Genomic DNA, 17,335 nt, shown 5'->3' with positions numbered 1-17,335 from the left:
GATATCACTCCGTACCCCGGCTGTCACCCGCCTTTTTGGCACCGAACTGTCCGGTCACACCCTGCTGTTGTCCCTCCGGGACGTCGGCTGCCCCCTTTTTATGCCCCAACCCATATATGGAAACCATGGCGTCCCCCATCTGGTTGGTGACAAAGGCGACCGCCTCCAGTATGAAATCAGGATCGGCGAATTGCTGGAAATAATCCAGGTTGTCCGTTGTCACGTCGATCCCGGCCGGCAGGTTCAAGGCGCCCGAGAGCAGCGGAGGATCGCCGAAAAACATCAGCAAACGCTGTTTTTCATTAAAAATCTGCACATTCTGGAACCCCCCGTCAACGACCCAGATACGATGTCTGGCATCGACGGCGATCCCCTTCGGACGCGTGAACTCACCGAAAGCGTCACCCAATTTACCGAATTTGCTGATAAAATGGCCATCCTTGTCCAGGATCTTGACGCTGCCGTCGTTGATATTGGTGACATAGATCAAGCCCTTGTCGTCGAGGGTGAAGTTCGTGGGCAGGGCGAGCCCCAGGGATTTGTCCTCGAATTGCCCGATACTGCGTATGAGTTCCCGGCTCTTCCTGTCGAAAATTTTGATGTCGTTGCCATTCAGGTCAAGGATATACACATTGTCGCCATCCAGTGCCACATCCACGGGTTTCATGCTGCTTCCCTTGCCGATGCTCCCGACATAGGAACCGGACGGGTCGTAGATCAGGACCTCTTTCCGGAGCGTGTCGGCGACATAGATGCTGCCGTCCTTGTCGACCGCCAGGTTGATCGGCTTTTTCAGCTTCCCGAGCCCGGGATTTTCCTTCATATACTCGAAGGTCTTTTTCTGAAGGTCGATGATGACAACGGTGGAAGCCCCCTGAGTATCGCAGATATACAGCTTCCCCCTGGTATAGTGAATCCCGTATGGCCTGGTGATCGGCTTGTTGACGTCGCGATCGCTGGCACCGCTCAGAAGCAGTGAAAACTTGCTCTGCTGGTCTTCCACATCCTTGGAGCCCGAGATCGCTCTCAAAAACTGGACCCGGGGTTCATTGGGCGGAGCGGGGAAAAACACCGAGGTCTTCTTTGCAACCGGCGCAGCGGCGCAGCCTGCCAGCAGCAGCGTACCGGTCATGATCATGGCAATGGTTTTTAGGATCCTTACAACTCCCTGCAACGGTCTTGTCTCTGTATGCATACGTAATCTCCTTGCTGACGTTCACCTGTTCTATTTCTTGTCCTCTGCCTGATAATTTTGCGGTTTCTCCCGGTCGTACGTAAAGGGGCGGTGGCAGCCCGGCGAACAACTCCCCCCCGTTGCCGTGAGCTTGAAATTGATCGGGATCTTCCAGTCGCCGAATTGTACCCCCTCCTTGCTGATCAACTTTTCTCCGGTGCTGGCGTGGGGCTCATGGCAGACACGGCAGGTGCGCCCCTTACGATTGACGACGTGGACATAGTGCAGATTGCGATTCCCGTTGCGGAACTTGGTATAAATCGTGGTTTCCGGGAAGCGGAGCAGATTCTTCTCGTGGCACGACAGACATACGCCATAGAGTCCCTCCTTGTAGGCAACATAGAGGTCCGTCGGATAGCTCCCCTTGAGCAGGCGGAAATTGTCGCTGCCGTGAGGGTCATGACATGCCCGGCATTCACCGAGCTCCAGCGGGCCGTGCAGGTATTTCTTTCCTTCGATTTCCTTCTTGATGTTCCTGAGGGGCGGCTTGCCGAGCTTATCCGTATCATGACATCCGAGGCAAACGCTCCTGTCGTCCCCCGACAGCAGTCCTTTGGCCTTGGAAAAATGGCTGGAATGGCAGTTGCCGCATCCCCCCGCCTCTTTGAGCGGCTTGTGCACAAGCTTCAGTTTCAGCTTCTTTTCCACCCCTGGATGGCAACTGATGCAGATATCCGGCATCTTTTTCTTGAGCAGTTGGCCATTTTCACTACTGTGCGGGGTATGACAGGAGGTGCAGGGGCCCTTTTTGACCGGCGGATGGATGAACGGCGAGTCCTGGAGTGTTTTCAAAAAATCGGCATGACATTTAAGGCAGCTTTCCCACACCGGTCCCCTGAGCAGTTTCTTCTCATCCGACTCGTGGGGATTGTGGCACCGGCTACAGGAACCTACGGCTACCGGGCCATGCCTGACTTTCTTCTTAAAATCGGCGGCATCGTGGCATCCCATGCAGAGAGCGGTCTGGTCGTCCCCCCCCTCCAGCAGGAAGCGGCCGGCGCCGCCGTGAGGCTTGTGGCAGTACGCGCACTCCCCGTCCTTGACCGGAGGATGCACGTCCTTTTTCTTGCCGAAGGTGTCATGGCACTGGTAGCAGAGGGCGGCCCCCTGCGCGGTCAGGGCAAAGCTCTTGGCGCCTTTGATCGGGTGAAGCTGGTTGGTCTGTTTGTGGCACCCCGAGCAGTCCCCCTCCTTGATCGGTTCATGCATGTTCTGCGTTCCGCCAATTGACGTATGGCACTCTGCGGTTTTACATGACACATCGGCAGCCTGGGCGACGCACGGAAATATCGCCGTCAGCAGGAGGAGGCCCACAGATCTAAGATTCATCGAGATTATCTCCATCAAAAAGGCCCGAAAGGCAAAAAAAACGGCGGCAGGTTTGAATATATCTAACTCGCCGGAATTATTACGAGCAAGTACCGTACCAGCCTGCCCCGCCCCCTGGGCCGGGCCCGCCCTGTTTCAGACATAAAAGCCTGATTTATAAATGTATACTATCGATACATTTTTTTAAACAGAATAATTGTTTACGGCGCCTTGCGGTCCAGGCTGCGGTACTGGATCGCTTCGGCGATATGCTCTTCGCGGATCTGCTCGCTGTCCGACAGGTCGGCGATGGTGCGGGCGACCTTGATGATACGGTTGTAGGTCCGGGCGGAAAAACCGAGACGATCGGTAACCAGTTCCAGCATGCGGCTGCCGGCGCTGTCCAGCTCGCAGAACTTCTTGATGAAGCGTGGCGTCATCTGGGCGTTGCAATGGACCCTGGTCCCCTGGTAACGCTCGGCCTGGCGCTTTCGGGAACGCGCCACCCGCTCGGCGATATCCCGGGAACTCTCGGCCTCTCCCCGGTCGGACAGGTCGCGGTAGGTGACGGCCGGCACCTCGATATGGATGTCGATCCGGTCCAGAAGCGGGCCGGAGATGCGCGACCGGTAACGGTGAATGGCAAGGGGGGTACAGACGCAGGGGTGGACCGGATCGGCCAGGTAGCCGCAGGGGCATGGGTGTGTGTACCTTTCCCTACCACTCCAACCCGAAACGGCACTCGTTCTCAATCCGTATTTTGCTTCAGAAGCGGCCTGCATTAGGATATCCTGAACACCCCCTCACAATCGGTGACCACATTCGTAAAAAGCGGATGGATCTCGGCCTCCTCCAACGAGAGGTAGCGGCGACTATTGGTGTCAGCGAAAACACAATATGGAATTGGGAACATGGTATTGAGCCTGAGCAGCAATATAGCCCTAAAATAATAAATTTTCTAGGTTATATTCCGTTCGAATGCCCAGGCGATATTATGGGACGCCTAGCTTGGTACAAACGCGTTAATGGTCTCTCACTGCCCGAATTGGGCCGGAGAATGAACCAGCACCCTGACCAACTGAGAGATTGGCTGGGGGGTGGTCGCCGGCCGCTCAGGAAGAATATTGAAAAGATCGAGCAGTTTTTGGAGAATGGCACGTGATACCAAATGCAGCTTAGGGCTGGTGACATGGGGCGGCGTTAGTCTGAGACTCTGTGACAGGGATACTCTCTGACGGTTTAATAGTGTGAGTATTAGACGGTGAAACGGTGCGACAGTGAAACGGTGTGACGGTGTGACGGTGCGACGGTGATCGTATTCGTCTGGCAGCGGTCATGCCGCTGTCAGACGGTTCCGTTCACACTATTAACAGCATTATCAGGTTGTTGACGCATGAGAAAAATTCTCGAACACGATTAACAGTTTTTGTTGGAAACTTAGCAGAACCTTCTGAAAGCGGAAGTTTGGTGTAATTAAATGGAAAGCCCCTTTACCGAAAGGCAAAGGGGCTTTTTTGTATCCAGCCGCAAATGCTATTTGCAAAAAATATGTGTAGCGAAATCAGTAAGTTATTCTAATAAATAATTATATTATTCTCATAATAGCCATTTCACCCTGACCACCCTGAACAAGTATCTATATGAGAGGCAAATTTTCAGATTTCAAGAGGAGGTGGAATGCAGGAGGCACTTATCGCACTCGGAGTCGGCGCATTGGTGGGCATCGGTGTGTATCTGCTCCAGGGTGCTGGCAAGAACAAGCAGACGGGACGCCATGATGACTCTTCGGCACTGACACCAACACCGAAGAAAAAACAAAATACACCTGAAGATGCTGACCAGCAACGTTCAGCAGCCAGCACCGACAAGCGGCTCATACCAACCAAAGAATGGACGGGAGGAAAAAGGTGAAACACATCTGCGCAACAATCATGGGAATAGTTATCTTATCGGTGGCCACGGCGTTCGCCGGTGACCAAATGGAGCTCAAGTCGCGTGTCCGGATATTTAAGCGACCCGACGTTACCAGCCCCTGTTTCCGCTATCTGGAGGAGGGAGAAAAGGTCAGCATCCTGTCAAAGCTGGCAGATGGGTGGCTCAAGGTCGGTACAGCTCACAAACTCGAATCTGGAAAGCAGATGGTCGGCTTCATCAATCCTGATCTGCCGGCGAAAAAAACGTCCGTCACAGCGGGGGGCCAGCCGCCAGCAACCATTGCAGCGCCCCGTGAGATCGCCTTAGCATCGTCGGTAGCGACCTGCGACTCGCAATTACAGACACTCACCCAACAGAAAGGCGCCCAGATCGCAGCTTTGCAGAAAGAGCTCGACAGCCTGAAAAGCTCACTTGCCGCCTCTACCGCAACCAGCACCGAAAAAGACAAGACAGTTGCAGCGCTTCGGGCGCAGGCTGCCGACTCAGCCACCAAGTTGTCGGGTGTCCAGAACACAGTTGAATATGAAGCTTTCAAGCTCCTGTCGGAAAAGGCAACCACTGTACGGCTGAGGGGCTTCGGTTCCGTGAGGCTGGTACCGCTCCTGGACGACTACCTGGTGGTGATCCCCCCCGAGCTGTCCAATCAGATGGGTTTCTTCTCCAAGATCCGCAAGGTGGTCCTGGTTGGTAAAGCCGGGACATACCTGATCTGTGACCGGAAATATTTCGTACCGGCTGCACCGATCGCCGCGGCTGAGGCCGGCAAGGAGGTGCAGCAATGATCAGTCTGCCTACCGGCCCGACCGTGAGAATCATCGACATCGGCCTTTCGTACAGGAAATTATGCAACCATCCACTCAACGGGCGGTTTATGAACCTCGGCCCAAAAGACATCAACGTCAACCCATTCACCACAATTGGGTTGGATGATGAGGAAAAGGGGGTACAGCCGTGATCGTGCGTACCTTTGCCGTTGGCTTGCTTCTTTCCGCATATCTTATGGATCACTTCGCAATGATCGCTGTGAAGTATTTCCAATATACCCTCCGGAGTTCGCCAGTCACGGCATTTTGGATGGCCATAAATACCCTGTCACCGCAATCTGCACATATTTCAGGTGCCGAGTACTACAGCCTGATAATCTACATTTTTGCATGTCTGGGTCTGGGCATGGCCGTTGCCGGGATCGTTTACCCATTTTTTGAAATAGGTCTTACAGCAGGTTTCCAAGCGACGTTCCGCAAACGTCAGAACGGTGCCGGCCAATGACCAGGATCTCCACCCTTTCGACCCTATCCCTGCTCTCACTTCCCGTTGCGGTCTCGGCCGCCGATCTTCGTGTGGCTACAGTGCGATATGAAGGAGGTGCGGCCCAGTACCAAGTTGCCGAGAGCCAGCATGTGATCTGCGACCAATGTACGGCACCACGGCGGCTTGCACTGGCGCCGCCCCCCCCTCAGTCGCCTGTAACACCTCCACCTTCGGCCTCTCCCGAACTCCTGAGCGTCGATGGGATAATCCCTGCACCAGACACTACCATCAGCGCCCCCGCCCGCACGGTCGTGTCCCCCCACACCCTCACGACGGTCTACTTCGTCTTCAATTCGGCCCATCTGCGGCCGGAAGAAAAACTCCGTCTGCGTAAGTCCTTGGCGGCTGGAATCGACACCGGCGTGGTGCTCCGTGTGGTAGGGCACACTGACCGTATCGGAACAGCGCGGTACAACATGGGGCTTTCCCGGCGCCGCGCTGCTGCCGTCGTTACATATCTCCGAAAACTGGGTATCCCTGTTCGGGAGGTGGTGGGACTCGGCAAGAGCAAACCGCTGGGGGGGCCTCTCTCAAGGGATCGCCGTGCAGAAATCGTCATCAAGGAAAGGAATTATATCCCGTGAAAATAAAACTGCTGACTCTCGTTGCCCTGGTGGCCATGGCCGCATCTGCCTGCGCGGCCGAGCCAAGTGCCGCCGACAAGCTGAAGAAATTATTTCCCCGGTTCACATTCGAGGCCATCACCCCCTCACCGGTTCACGGGCTTTATGAGGTAACGGCCGGGAACGGCGTCTTCTACTTCGACCCAGCCTCCGGCCACCTGATCATAGGCGGCGAAATGTGGTCCCCCCAGGGATTGGACGTTACCGCCGCGGCAAGGGACCGGATCATGGCTGCCAAGTACGACGTCATCAAAAAGCGCCTGACATCCGCCATCAAGATCGGCAGCGGTCCTAACGAAGTGATCGAGATCATTGATCCCGATTGCCCGTTCTGCCGGCGTATGGGCGAATTCTGGAAGAAGCGCTCCGACGTGACCCGATATGTGTTTCTTATGCCTTTGACACAGCTTCACCCGCAAGCCAAAGCCCATTCCGACTACATCCTGTCCGCCAAGGACCCGGGAGCTGCCCTGGATGATGTCGAGAGTGGCAAGTTCGACAAGGTCAGTATTCCCACCATCGCCCTGAATGACACCCGCATCAAGGCTCATGCGGAATCGTTGATATCCGGCATCAACGGCACTCCGGCATATTTCATAAACGGTAGTTTTGTCAACGGGGCAAACGTTCCCCAAATCGAAAAGCTTCTCACGAAAGGAGAAAAACATTGAAAATGGAACAACTCAGCAAGAACAAAAAGGTGATCGGAATTTTCACCCTGGCACTCTTATGCGCCATTACTACCACGGCGGGGGCATTCCTGGCCCCCACCACCGGCACTACCGGATACACCCTGTATGACCTGGCGATCACCTTGTACAACACGGGGTTAGGGTTTCTCTTCGCGTTCGGCTTCGGCGGCGCCGGCTTCTGGCAACTGGGCCATAACAATCTGTGGATCGCAATCTGCTGCTTTATAGCTGCTGCGGGCTTCTTCGTTTTGCCCACGATGGTCAACAACTTCGGCCTCATTCTGTAATTCAGGGACATATCCGCTCAAACGGGCGGATATGTCCTCTCCCTTTCGCGAGAAGGAGTCAGCCTTATGTCGGTTCCCTACGGCGCTAAGTTTCCGCAGTACATTCATCTTCTGCCCCAATTCTGTTTCTGGGAGATCGATGAGATTGCCATTTTTTTCGGTTTTGTATTCATCTCCTGGTTCATGTTTAAGCCGGCCTGCCTCCTGGCACCTGTTGTGACGTACCTCTACACAAGGGCCAAGCGGCGAAACCCGCCCGGCTACATGCAGCACATGATGTATTGCTTAGGCTGGACCAAATTCGACGGGTATCCCAGCTACTTTGAAAAGCACTTCCATGAATAAGGAAAAACCATCATGCAATTCTCGCTATATGAAAGCAAATTGAAAAACTTGATTGCCCAGAACAGCCTCCTAAAGTTCTGCATCGTGCTCCTCACCATCGGAGAATTTTTCCTCGGTTACAAGATCGACCTAGCGATGAAATACCAGCGCACCATACTAATGCCCAACAGGATCGTTAAAAAGACGGTGATTACCGGCGACGAAGTTCCACAGGATATTATCAACCAACATACCCGCGATATTTGCACGCTGGCGTTCAATTACAATCCAGACTCGGTTCGCGGCCAGTACGGCGAACTGTTGCAGTACTTCAAATCAGGCGATGTCTTCGAGGCAGCTCGTACGCAATTTTATTCCCTTGCCGACACCATAAAGAGTGCCCGGCTTTCGTCGTCATTCATCATCGGCAAACCGATAGAGATCGACAGCGACAAAAGGCTCATAACGGTTACGGGTTCCGAACGGCATTGGGTAGACATGGCCTTCGTCGATGTTACGGAAAAAGCCTACGTCATAGCATACGAAGTGAACGACGGTATGTTCCAGATCACCTCAATCAGTGAGAAGACTAAGCAGCAACCGACCGGAACCAATTCCACGGCTGCTCCTCAGCCGGGAGACAGAAATGCAAAATAAGCTCTTATTCATTCCGTTCGTTCTTTTGGCGACCGCTGCCTTTTCAGCCGACCAGGAAATGGTGTTGCAGCCTGACAAGATTGTGCCCGCAACTGCCGAGAAAACCGTTCCCGCCGGCAAAGGGGGGCAAGACTCAACCAACTTCTACGCCTACGGAGACAAACCAAAGAAGGAACCAGCGGTCAAGAAAGTGCAGCAAGCTGTAGAGGCCCCGAATAAATCCCCGCAAGAGGTTTATGATGAGGTCCCGCTGCCGCCAACCACCCCTGACGACATGAGCGGCGGTCAGGTTGCACTGCCGATTATAACCCAGAAGGCAAAAATGTCGCGTACGGACAACAACTGGGTTATCTGCAACGACGGAGCTATTAAGGATATATGGACCAGCGACGAAAAACACGTCAAAAAGAGTTATCCAACCACCAGTAGCGGGCTGATTAAATTCCAGTTTCTGACAGACGGCACTAAGGTCATCTACCCCGATCCCATACCAACCGAAATGCATATCCCCTGTGGCGACGTCATCTACTCGATCGTGGGCGTACCCATGGGCGTCCCGACCCAGACCATCCGCTTGGGGAGTGGCAAGGCCACCAAAATGCGCGACAACATCACCATGTTTCGCGATGACGACACGAAGAAAAAGATCACGGAGATCATTCGCCGGGCCTACAGCGATGATCTGCCTGACTCGTTCGACATAAAGGCGGAAAGCACCCCGGTCACCATATTCAAAGATGTATCGATCACCCTCAAGCGCACCATAACCATCGACGGGGAGGGCATAATCCTCAAGGAATTCTATATCGTACCCCAGGTGGACGGAATCGAATTCGCCTCTGAAAACGATTTCAGGCGTAAAGAAATATCGGCAAACCCACTGGCGATAGCAGCCATCGGGATATTGCCGCAGAAACCGGCGAAAGGAGAGCGAGCACGCATGTTCGTCGTCGAGCTCAAGGCCGTCCAGGAAGAGGAGATTTCCAGCGATGGCAAATAAATGGATGGATAAGTTCAAGCCGGAGACACAGCGAAGAATCTGGATCAGCGTAGGCGTTGGTGTGGTGGTTGCCATGCTGATCATCATCTGGACCTTCAAGAAGGACACCTTCATGATCAAGCCCCGGTCAGCGCACAAGGCCGAGGTCAAGCCGTTGGCCATCGACGGCAAAACCCTTATGGAAAAATCCACGGCCGCGCAGCTGGCGGCTATCAATAAGGCACTGGCCGAAGAGGAAAAGAGGAAAGCCGGCGGCATGAAACCCTATTCGACCGCTCGTTCGGCAGTGGCCGGGCAACCAGGCACCATCGTGAAACCGAACGTCATTGATCAACTGATCGATAAGAAACAGAAGAGCAGTGAACAGCTGCAACCCCAGCCGGCGCCGAACGAACACCGCAACCGCGCCGCTGGGTCCCTATTCAAGACTCCCCTGCCGAAGCAGCCAAGTTCTGGTAAAACCGGTTTTACCGCTCCGACACCTCCCGGCGAAAACGGTACCTATTACCCACAGGCCGATGCGGTCAAAAAGAAGGAATTTACCTGGGGCGGTGACATCGAACACAAGGAAAACCCCGACGCCAAACAGAAAACCGAAAAGCCGGATGGCTCGAAGGATTCCCACGGCGATAAAAAAAAAGAGAAAAAGATAGTCCACCTGCCCGTGGGTTTTATGTCCGCTCGAACCCTCAATGGCTTGATGGTGCCAGCCACTGAGGATGGAAAAGGGGAGCTCACCCCCCTCATCATCAGGATATCAGCTCCCGCCCAGCTTCCGAACGGCATATCAGCTCAACTTAGCGGTTGCTTTGTCGTAGCCGAGGCACTAGGCAATCTTGCAACATCTCGTGCCAAGGTCCGGCCTGTATCGCTTACCTGCTTGTCAAAAAAGGGCGAGGCCGTCATCGAATCGGACATCAAGGGGTTTGTGGAGGATGCCGACGGCTTTCCGGGCTTGAAAGGGATCATCGCGGCACCGAAATTCGGCGAGATCGTCCGTCTTGCTGCAGCTGCTGGCTTTTTGGGTGGCCTCGGCGACGGCATGGCCCTCACGTCGGCCTCCAACACCATCAGCGCTGCCGGCCCGATAACCTCATTCGGCACATCAGCCCAAGATGTGGGCATCGCCGCACTCGGAAAAGGCATATCCAGTGGTGTTAAAAAAATCACCGATGTGTACGCCGACCTGCTGCACCAGACACTGCCGACCGTTGAGGTCGGAAACGGCAAGAAGATCACCATTGTCGTAACGAAGGGGGTAGACTTTGAAATCAAAAATTACAAAAACCTTACTTGGTATTAGCCTGCTCGCCGCCGCAGGCTGCAACCCGTACGCAGCGGAATTCCGTTGCGGGAAGGATACACCTTTCGGCATCTGTGGTTCCACCCCCGAAGTCTATTCGCAGGTTGCTGACGGTCAGCCCGTAGAACATGCTCCCGCCGGTGAGGTGGTCCTGGCTTGCCCTGACTGCGAGAAGGGAGTCAGGAAACCAACCAAGACCCCTTCCGCATTAAGCGCCTATGAGGAAGCACTCCTCACCAAAGAGGCGGCATTGCTCAAGCAACCGGCAACACCGATTGTGGTGCCACCGCCCGTCATGCGTATCAAGTTTTTCTCGATGCAGGGAGAAACCGGCGATGTCCTGGACATGGACTCCTACCGGTTCGTCATCCTGGGCAAGCCCAAATTCCTGCTCGGCAACCAGCTCATCCGCCCGGGGGAATGACACCATGCTCAGACAGCTTAGACGGCTTGCTCAAAAAATTGCCGGCGATTATGCAGGCGCCACTGCAAAGGAACTGGAAGACATGCATTGGCATAACCCGTTTTCCAAATACTTCACCTGGTTCGCCCATGACGACGGCGAGGACCAATATAACAATAGCGACGGGACGCAGGGGGCCATCTGGGAATGCACCCCTCTCTGCTTCAGTTCGGAAAAGGTCCTGGAAGTTTCTGAGGCACTGCTCGGCCTTCCCTTGCCGCCCATGTCGGTATTGTCGGTTCTCTTCCATGCGGACGACCACATAAAGCCCTACTTGGATTCCTACCGTGCATTGCGCGCGGATGCGTGTGACCCCAATTCTCCCTCATTTGATCCGCTGATCCGGGAGGCGGTTGAAAACTACTGCGACTATCTGGAGTCTTGTACGAAAGGCATCAAGCAGCTGTCGTATATCCCGTTGCGCAATTTCCGACTAATCATCTCTCTCAAGGTCCCCCAGAAATCGGACGTAGTCTTCTCCGAAATCAGGAATACCGTCCATGAGATCCTAGTCGGCATGAAACTCGACCCCCGCCCCATGAAGCCGGGCCATTTTTTGGAATGGCTGCGCCGGCTCATGAACGACGACGTTCCCGAAACGTCCGCCTCCGGCGAGAACCTGGCCGCTTATTATGACGACAGCCAACCCATCAACGAGCAGATCCTTGTTGCTGAAACAGAGATTAATGTTGAAAAGGATCACATGCAGATAGGGAATCGATACTGGCGGTGCCTGACCCCTAAAAAGTATCCAAAGGAAGTAGACCCTCTCCAGACGAAAGAAGCCATCTGCGGCGGAATTTGGGGCCTTCGGTCCGACAACGACCAGCACCGGACGCCGTACATCTACACACTCAACATCATTTACGATGACCTCTCGAACTATATCGGCCGAAAGACCGACTTCATCATGATGCAGCAAGCGGTGGGCGGCTCCAAGGTGCGCTCGCTTAATCGCCGCAAGGAGGAACACCTTTGGGCCAGCGACAAGATAGAACTTGGCCAGTCCTTCGCGCGCGTCATGCCGATCATGTGGTTCTACGACAAAACCCCCGAGGGAGCCGACGGAGCGGTAAAACGCGCAAAGAGCATCTTCAAGTCGAACGGCTACGTCATGCAGGAGGAAAGACGCATCCTGTCGGCGTTGTTCCTTTCCGCCCTTCCCTTGAACATGCGGGCCAACAAGCTGAACCTGTTCCTCCTCAAACGCGACCGGGTCGCCGATCCTGACGCCGTGTGCAACATGCTCCCCATCCAGGCCGAGTTTTCCGGATCACCGGATGCGAAGACCATATTCCAGGGGCGCAGCGGTCAGATCGTGCCGTTTTCCATCTTTACCAAGTCAGCTCTTAACTACAACGGCCTGATATGCGCGACCTCTGGCGGCGGCAAGAGCTTCGGAGAAAACAAGGTTTCTTTCAACGAGCTGACGACCGGCACGATCCTGAGACTCATCGACATCGGATATTCATATAAAAAGCTCTGCAAGATACGCAACGGAAGGTTCATCGATATCGCCCACGAGGATATCAACGTTAACCCTTTCACAACCATCAGCCTTGACAACAAGTTGGATGAAGAGGGCTTCTCGCCGCAACTCCTGGACCTCTCCGCCACATCGTCCATCATGAAACAGATGGCGTTCTCAACCGTTGACAACCCCATCATCAGCGGCACTGAAAATATTTTGCTGAAAGACGCGACAGACTGGGCATTTTTAGAAGCCAACGGCAATGATGCCAGCGTCGATGATGTGTACGCATACCTTAAAGAATATCCGCAGCACGTGAAGGATCACGACATTTGCACTGACACGCTCAGGGAACAGGCGGTCCACTTGGCGTACAACCTCCGCCAGTTTACCAGTTCCGGCCGTTTCGGGAAGATGTTCACCGGCAAATCGAACTTCAACATCAAGGATGAGCGTCTGGTCGTTTTCGAGCTGGAAACCCTCCAGAACATTCCGGACCTGTTCAACACGCTCACGCTGGTGGTACTGGACGCCATGACTCGTGATCTGTACCTGTCAGACCGGTCCAATCCTCGGTTGGTTAAATTTGACGAAGCGTGGAAAGTTCTCTACGGCCGTGGCCAGAACCCTATGTTCGTTGACATCATCGGTGGCGGATTCCGCCGGGCGCGTAAATACGAGGGCGGCTTCTGGGTAATCCTGCAGAGCATCCTCGATAAGCTCAAGATCGGCGCAGTAGGTGACGTCATCTGGGGCAACGCCGATTACAAATTCTACCTGGAATCTCCCGACTTTGAGAAGGCTCTCTCTGAAAAGCTGATCGACTACGACGAGTTCACTATCGAGCTCCTGAAAGGCCTACAGCGCAACGGTACGAAATACTCGGAGATGTACATGGACACGCCCTATGGATCTGGTGTGGTCCGCATCGCCGAGAACCCTTTCAACTATTTCCTGTTCACCTCGAACGGCAGGGAGAACGCCGAAATGGAGGCGATGGTGAAAAACGGCATGACTTGGACGGAGGCCATCAATGAGATGGTGCGCAAATATAGGTCTTAGTCTCGTATTAGCGGCCACCGCCCACGGTGCCACGGACGTGCAGCAGGGGCAGGATGCGGCCAAAACTGCCGGTACGGCCATGCGTTCGTATGCCGGTTCCGGACAAGCCTTGTCCAACAATCTGGTGACCCCGCTCATGCACGCCAGCCAGATCACCACCCAGGATGGCAAGACCACATTCACCGCCAATGGCTTCCAGACGTCGGGCACACCACTGCTTCTCGTCACCATGGCCCCTTATCCAGCAACAGGAGACATCAGTATCATCCTGCAGCAGGATCTCACCGGTAGCGGCACGCTCGGTTACGCCCAGACCTTCCCCGTGCCGGGCGATGGACCGAGCGGCCAGAAAATTTCCGGCGTCTGCCAGAACGGCTACATCCAGTGCAGCCCCAACTTCACCAACTGCCGCTACCGCACCTGGACGGCCGGTGCCGACGGCGCGGTAACGGCCATGACCGCCAGCGGCGGCCAACCCGGGACTGCCGGCAGCGTAGGCGGTCTGAAAGGCTGTTTCTGTTTCAACAACTACTGCACCGGAGCCAACAACTCCCTGCTCGAACAGGCCAACATCGCCTCCGATGTGGGCGGCGGGATCATCACAGCATTTCTGTCGGCCAACACCGGCATGGCCATCACCAGCGCCACATCCGGGAGCAATGCCGCCGGCGCCGCGGTGCTCACATACTACGGCTACAAACCTACAAATCTTGCTAAGGGTAGCAACACAGCCACCATGACCACCAGTGAAGTCGAGGCCATGCCGGTAATGCCAGCGGCCGATACCCAGACCCCACAGACATACTACACCGATTCGGCCGGGCTCAATAATGCTGCGCAGAATGCGCTGACCGCCCAGAAGGCGGCTCCGAACTCGCTCTACAACACGGTAATGAACTCAGCTTCAACCCAGGCCGGCACCACAGTGACCTGCACCAACTCGGTGCAGCCGTCACTATCATCGGTCACGCTGCAGCAATCTCAAAGCGGCACCACGAACTTTGCTGTGGATCATACCCTGACCTGGACATTCACCGAAACCGCCCAAAACACCTTTGTGTTCTCCAGTTGGGATAACAAGGGCTATCACGAACCCAATATAACCTACACGTTTCAGCCCTCCACCATGCTCGGAGGTTACACTCTTCAATCCGTATCATTGGTCGGGAGTTGGTCCAACTCCGGCGGATGCAACGGATTGTCCATCAGTCCCATGTGGACGCCCGGAGTCGGCATCGGCACACAGATCGCGGGCGCCAGCATCAATGGCATTTGCGGCGCATCCGGTTATCAATATCCCGTTTTCGGATGGACCTTCACAGCCCAGTTTGTGACTCAGCAGGAGCTGGATGTGTCCAACCTCGGCTGCGCTCAATACGAGAACAATTCAAGCTGTACGCTACAGCAGGATGTTTGGGACGGTCGGCCGGTGGTCGTCAACGGTTTGCCGATGAACAACAAGCAGTTGGGGCAATCCTGCAAAACGCTTCCCGGCGTGGGGACGCTCCCCGCAGTTACCGTCTGTAAACCTTGGTTCGTCCAAAACCGCAGCTATTTTTGCAAAAACACCACGACCTACAACTTCAGCAAGGCGAGCGCGAATGCGGCTATCATTGAGAACAGCGCGGCCATGCCGACTACTTCATCCATGCGCTACACGGATCCTGTCCAAGGAGGCACTATCGTCACCATGGGTGTGCCGTCGGCATCTCCTCTGCCTGACTGTTCGCAGGTGTGTGAAACAAAAATCCCCATAACCCAGACCGGCGTGTTGTACACGGACACGCCGCAATCGACAACCCAGACCACCTCAGCCAAAACCGCGACGCAATACCAGTTCCTCTACAAGGACTGTCTCGACAGCGGCAGCGGGAAGTTCACCTGCCCAGCCGACGTCACTAAGGGTGAGGTCATCGTGACTCAGTGCGGTTGCAGCGCGGACATGAGTAACGCGCTCGGCGCACTTAACGCCGCCGGCAGTGCGGCCCAGGATGCCATATGCTCAGCAAACTAAAGACAACACTTACACAGGTCCTCCTGGCGGTACTCGTCGGGATTCTCGTAATCACCCAGAGCGGTTTTGCCGAGTTGGCCAACGCTGCGTCCACGACCTGCGACCAAACGACCTTCGTCAAGTTTGCCCTCGCTCCGGACGGCGTCAGCACCTTTGCAATCACGAAGGCACCTATGACGTGGCCGGCTGCCAGATTGCTTGCCACCACCCAGGGTGGCCGCCTCGCCGTCATCACCAGTTCCAATCGGAACAGCGCGATCTTCGGCAATTTCTCAAGCGGTTTCGGCACGGCCCAGGTGTCCTCGTATCCTTCTAAGAAGGCCTGGATCGGCATTGAAGATCCCAACAACATTCCAGACTGGAGCATGCCCGGGCAAACGTCAGTGATTGTTCCAAGCCGGTTTTCCTGGCCGGATGGCACCTCGTCCTTCAGCAACTGGGCAACCGGTCAGCCGGATGGGTACTGCACTACAGATGAAATGGCCGCAAATCCCAGCCACATCTGCTACGGCGAGAACTGGGGTGCCATTAACACAGATGGTTTCTGGTCCGACGAAGGCGACCACGGCCCCACGCCGATCACCTTGCCGGCCATCGTGGAATGGCCCAACACGACCCTTGATTGTGTAAAACCGGATACTGCCATTTCGACACCAGTTGTGACACCACTCCCCGACAGCGATAAGGGGCAACTCTGGTGCACAAATCAAACTCAGTCGAACCTGGTGCAGTGTGTTCAGACCACTACTGGACAGGAAATTTGCCCACTCGACAAGGCCGTTTGCAACGAAAGCACTGAGAATCCTATCTGCCCCACCGGAAGCACACTCAACACCTCTCGCGATATGTGCCAGGTGGCACCCACCGTCACATGTCCGTCTGGCTATACCTGGGACTCATCAATTGACAAATGTGTTTCGTCGCCGGTCTGCGCCGGCGGAACCTACAACGCAACGACCCAGCGTTGTGAAAAGCTTGTGCAGAACGATTGCCCCACCGGGTACACCTACGACTCCTCAAACAACGTCTGCACGGCCCCTGTGAGTTGTTCGGGTGGTGGCACATATAATGCCGCCCGGGATCGTTGTGAGCTCACGGTAACGACGAACTGCGCCAGTGGCTTCACCTATGATTCGACCGCCAATCTCTGTTACATTGCCCCGGCGTGCCCCACTGGTGGAACCTACAGCACCACCTATGATAAGTGCATGCAGCCGTATTCCCCAAGCTGCCCGACCGGCTATTCCTGGGTCGCCGCTCGGAATAGGTGCGAAAAGGCGCCGGAATGTCCAACGGGGACATATAATTCAACTACGAATAAATGCGAGTCAGGATCTACATATACAGCAACTTTGTCAGGCTCATGCGCATATAATGTACCGGTTTACAATGCGTCAAATTTTTTCGGGCGTACAGGTTATTACAGTACAGCCTCTCAAAGTTGGCCAGATGAAAGTGGCAACTCTACAGCTTTCACTTTAGCAGGTTATGCACCTTCATCAGCATGCGGTTGTAGTTCTAACTTCCCTGGATCTACAGGGCCTCTTTCATTTGCATATCCAGCTTACGATTACACAAATTATACTTCATATATTGAAGTAGTCGATACACACGGGATATCTGCTGGTTCAGCATGTGTCTCTAAAGTAGC

18 protein-coding genes are annotated in these 17,335 nt (G+C 54.8%); 15 read left to right on the top strand and 3 right to left on the bottom strand.

Features of this window, described 5'->3' with window-relative positions:
- Positions 1 to 4 precede the first annotated feature (4 nt).
- The 3 genes from FO488_RS00430 to FO488_RS00420 form a co-directional block, all read right to left on the bottom strand.
- Positions 5 to 1,195 carry a hypothetical protein gene (locus tag FO488_RS00430; RefSeq protein ID WP_168205814.1) on the bottom strand — a complete coding sequence of 397 codons (1,191 nt, stop codon included), beginning with the start codon at positions 1,193 to 1,195 and terminating at the stop codon, positions 5 to 7.
- A 30-nt stretch (positions 1,196 to 1,225) separates the two neighbouring features.
- Positions 1,226 to 2,443, bottom strand: a complete 1,218-nt coding sequence (locus FO488_RS00425) for a cytochrome c3 family protein (RefSeq protein WP_240732077.1) — start codon at positions 2,441 to 2,443, stop codon at positions 1,226 to 1,228.
- A gap of 320 nt (positions 2,444 to 2,763) precedes the next feature.
- Complete coding sequence (locus FO488_RS00420) at positions 2,764 to 3,324, bottom strand: ATP-binding protein (RefSeq protein ID WP_149208716.1); 561 nt, start codon at positions 3,322 to 3,324, stop codon at positions 2,764 to 2,766.
- Between FO488_RS00420 and FO488_RS00415 the strand changes: the two genes are divergently transcribed.
- The 15 genes from FO488_RS00415 to FO488_RS00350 all read left to right on the top strand — a co-directional run bounded on the left by FO488_RS00415 (position 3,240) and on the right by FO488_RS00350 (position 15,684).
- Complete coding sequence (locus tag FO488_RS00415; protein ID WP_255516539.1) at positions 3,240 to 3,704, top strand: helix-turn-helix transcriptional regulator; 465 nt, start codon at positions 3,240 to 3,242, stop codon at positions 3,702 to 3,704. The two genes, FO488_RS00420 and FO488_RS00415, sit on opposite strands and share 85 nt — an antisense overlap.
- 515 nt (positions 3,705 to 4,219) lie before the next feature.
- Positions 4,220 to 4,453, top strand: a complete 234-nt coding sequence (locus tag FO488_RS00410) for a hypothetical protein (RefSeq protein ID WP_149208714.1) — start codon at positions 4,220 to 4,222, stop codon at positions 4,451 to 4,453.
- 20 nt (positions 4,454 to 4,473) lie between these two features.
- Positions 4,474 to 5,259 (top strand): hypothetical protein, encoded by a 786-nt coding sequence (locus FO488_RS00405; protein ID WP_205743315.1) that lies wholly within the window; start codon positions 4,474 to 4,476, stop codon positions 5,257 to 5,259.
- A complete protein-coding gene (locus FO488_RS19235; protein ID WP_168205813.1) occupies positions 5,256 to 5,432 on the top strand; it encodes a hypothetical protein in 177 nt (58 codons plus the stop codon). The genes FO488_RS00405 and FO488_RS19235 overlap by 4 nt, the downstream gene beginning before the upstream one ends.
- Positions 5,429 to 5,746: a hypothetical protein gene (locus FO488_RS00400; protein WP_149208712.1), complete on the top strand. Its 318-nt coding sequence runs from the start codon at positions 5,429 to 5,431 to the stop codon at positions 5,744 to 5,746. Before FO488_RS19235 ends, FO488_RS00400 begins: the two co-directional genes overlap by 4 nt.
- The gene (locus FO488_RS20525) at positions 5,743 to 6,372 is read left to right on the top strand and encodes an OmpA family protein (protein WP_149208711.1); all 630 of its coding nucleotides are present in this window, start codon (positions 5,743 to 5,745) and stop codon (positions 6,370 to 6,372) included. The genes FO488_RS00400 and FO488_RS20525 overlap by 4 nt, the downstream gene beginning before the upstream one ends.
- Positions 6,369 to 7,082 (top strand): DsbC family protein, encoded by a 714-nt coding sequence (locus FO488_RS00390; protein WP_149208710.1) that lies wholly within the window; start codon positions 6,369 to 6,371, stop codon positions 7,080 to 7,082. Before FO488_RS20525 ends, FO488_RS00390 begins: the two co-directional genes overlap by 4 nt.
- Positions 7,083 to 7,084: 2 nt before the next feature.
- Entirely contained in the window at positions 7,085 to 7,390 is a 306-nt protein-coding gene (locus tag FO488_RS00385) for a hypothetical protein (protein WP_149208709.1), read from the top strand.
- 66 nt (positions 7,391 to 7,456) lie between these two features.
- A complete protein-coding gene (locus tag FO488_RS00380) occupies positions 7,457 to 7,735 on the top strand; it encodes a type IV conjugative transfer system protein TraL (RefSeq protein WP_149208708.1) in 279 nt (92 codons plus the stop codon).
- Positions 7,736 to 7,747: 12 nt separating this feature from the next.
- Positions 7,748 to 8,371: a TraE/TraK family type IV conjugative transfer system protein gene (locus FO488_RS00375; protein ID WP_149208707.1), complete on the top strand. Its 624-nt coding sequence runs from the start codon at positions 7,748 to 7,750 to the stop codon at positions 8,369 to 8,371.
- Positions 8,361 to 9,371 (top strand): type-F conjugative transfer system secretin TraK, encoded by a 1,011-nt coding sequence (locus FO488_RS00370; protein WP_149208706.1) that lies wholly within the window; start codon positions 8,361 to 8,363, stop codon positions 9,369 to 9,371. Before FO488_RS00375 ends, FO488_RS00370 begins: the two co-directional genes overlap by 11 nt.
- Complete coding sequence (locus tag FO488_RS00365; protein ID WP_149208705.1) at positions 9,361 to 10,674, top strand: TrbI/VirB10 family protein; 1,314 nt, start codon at positions 9,361 to 9,363, stop codon at positions 10,672 to 10,674. Before FO488_RS00370 ends, FO488_RS00365 begins: the two co-directional genes overlap by 11 nt.
- Positions 10,637 to 11,098, top strand: a complete 462-nt coding sequence (locus tag FO488_RS00360) for a TraV family lipoprotein (protein WP_149208704.1) — start codon at positions 10,637 to 10,639, stop codon at positions 11,096 to 11,098. The genes FO488_RS00365 and FO488_RS00360 overlap by 38 nt, the downstream gene beginning before the upstream one ends.
- Before the next feature lie 4 nt (positions 11,099 to 11,102).
- Positions 11,103 to 13,670 (top strand): TraC family protein, encoded by a 2,568-nt coding sequence (locus FO488_RS00355; protein WP_168205812.1) that lies wholly within the window; start codon positions 11,103 to 11,105, stop codon positions 13,668 to 13,670.
- Positions 13,642 to 15,684 carry a hypothetical protein gene (locus tag FO488_RS00350; protein WP_149208702.1) on the top strand — a complete coding sequence of 681 codons (2,043 nt, stop codon included), beginning with the start codon at positions 13,642 to 13,644 and terminating at the stop codon, positions 15,682 to 15,684. The genes FO488_RS00355 and FO488_RS00350 overlap by 29 nt, the downstream gene beginning before the upstream one ends.
- The last annotated feature ends 1,651 nt before the right edge of the window (positions 15,685 to 17,335 follow it).

The organism is Geobacter sp. FeAm09 (assembly GCF_008330225.1).
Taxonomy (GTDB): Bacteria; Desulfobacterota; Desulfuromonadia; order Geobacterales; family Pseudopelobacteraceae; genus Oryzomonas.
This window is presented reverse-complemented; position numbering and strand designations above follow the sequence as displayed.

Bases quoted from the DNA above. Each gene is read 5' to 3' on its own strand.
- FO488_RS00350 (WP_149208702.1), top strand. From the start codon at position 13,642: ATGAGATGGTGCGCAAATATAGGTCTTAGTCTCGTATTAGCGGCCACC.
- FO488_RS00375 (WP_149208707.1), top strand. From the start codon at position 7,748: ATGCAATTCTCGCTATATGAAAGCAAATTGAAAAACTTGATTGCCCAG.
- FO488_RS00410 (WP_149208714.1), top strand. From the start codon at position 4,220: ATGCAGGAGGCACTTATCGCACTCGGAGTCGGCGCATTGGTGGGCATC.
- FO488_RS00370 (WP_149208706.1), top strand. From the start codon at position 8,361: ATGCAAAATAAGCTCTTATTCATTCCGTTCGTTCTTTTGGCGACCGCT.
- FO488_RS00415 (WP_255516539.1), top strand. From the start codon at position 3,240: ATGGGTGTGTGTACCTTTCCCTACCACTCCAACCCGAAACGGCACTCG.
- FO488_RS00420 (WP_149208716.1), bottom strand. From the start codon at position 3,324: ATGCAGGCCGCTTCTGAAGCAAAATACGGATTGAGAACGAGTGCCGTT.
- FO488_RS20525 (WP_149208711.1), top strand. From the start codon at position 5,743: ATGACCAGGATCTCCACCCTTTCGACCCTATCCCTGCTCTCACTTCCC.
- FO488_RS00430 (WP_168205814.1), bottom strand. From the start codon at position 1,195: ATGCATACAGAGACAAGACCGTTGCAGGGAGTTGTAAGGATCCTAAAA.
- FO488_RS00380 (WP_149208708.1), top strand. From the start codon at position 7,457: ATGTCGGTTCCCTACGGCGCTAAGTTTCCGCAGTACATTCATCTTCTG.
- FO488_RS00425 (WP_240732077.1), bottom strand. From the start codon at position 2,443: ATGCATGAACCGATCAAGGAGGGGGACTGCTCGGGGTGCCACAAACAG.
- FO488_RS00405 (WP_205743315.1), top strand. From the start codon at position 4,474: ATGGGAATAGTTATCTTATCGGTGGCCACGGCGTTCGCCGGTGACCAA.
- FO488_RS00385 (WP_149208709.1), top strand. From the start codon at position 7,085: ATGGAACAACTCAGCAAGAACAAAAAGGTGATCGGAATTTTCACCCTG.
- FO488_RS19235 (WP_168205813.1), top strand. From the start codon at position 5,256: ATGATCAGTCTGCCTACCGGCCCGACCGTGAGAATCATCGACATCGGC.
- FO488_RS00365 (WP_149208705.1), top strand. From the start codon at position 9,361: ATGGCAAATAAATGGATGGATAAGTTCAAGCCGGAGACACAGCGAAGA.
- FO488_RS00355 (WP_168205812.1), top strand. From the start codon at position 11,103: ATGCTCAGACAGCTTAGACGGCTTGCTCAAAAAATTGCCGGCGATTAT.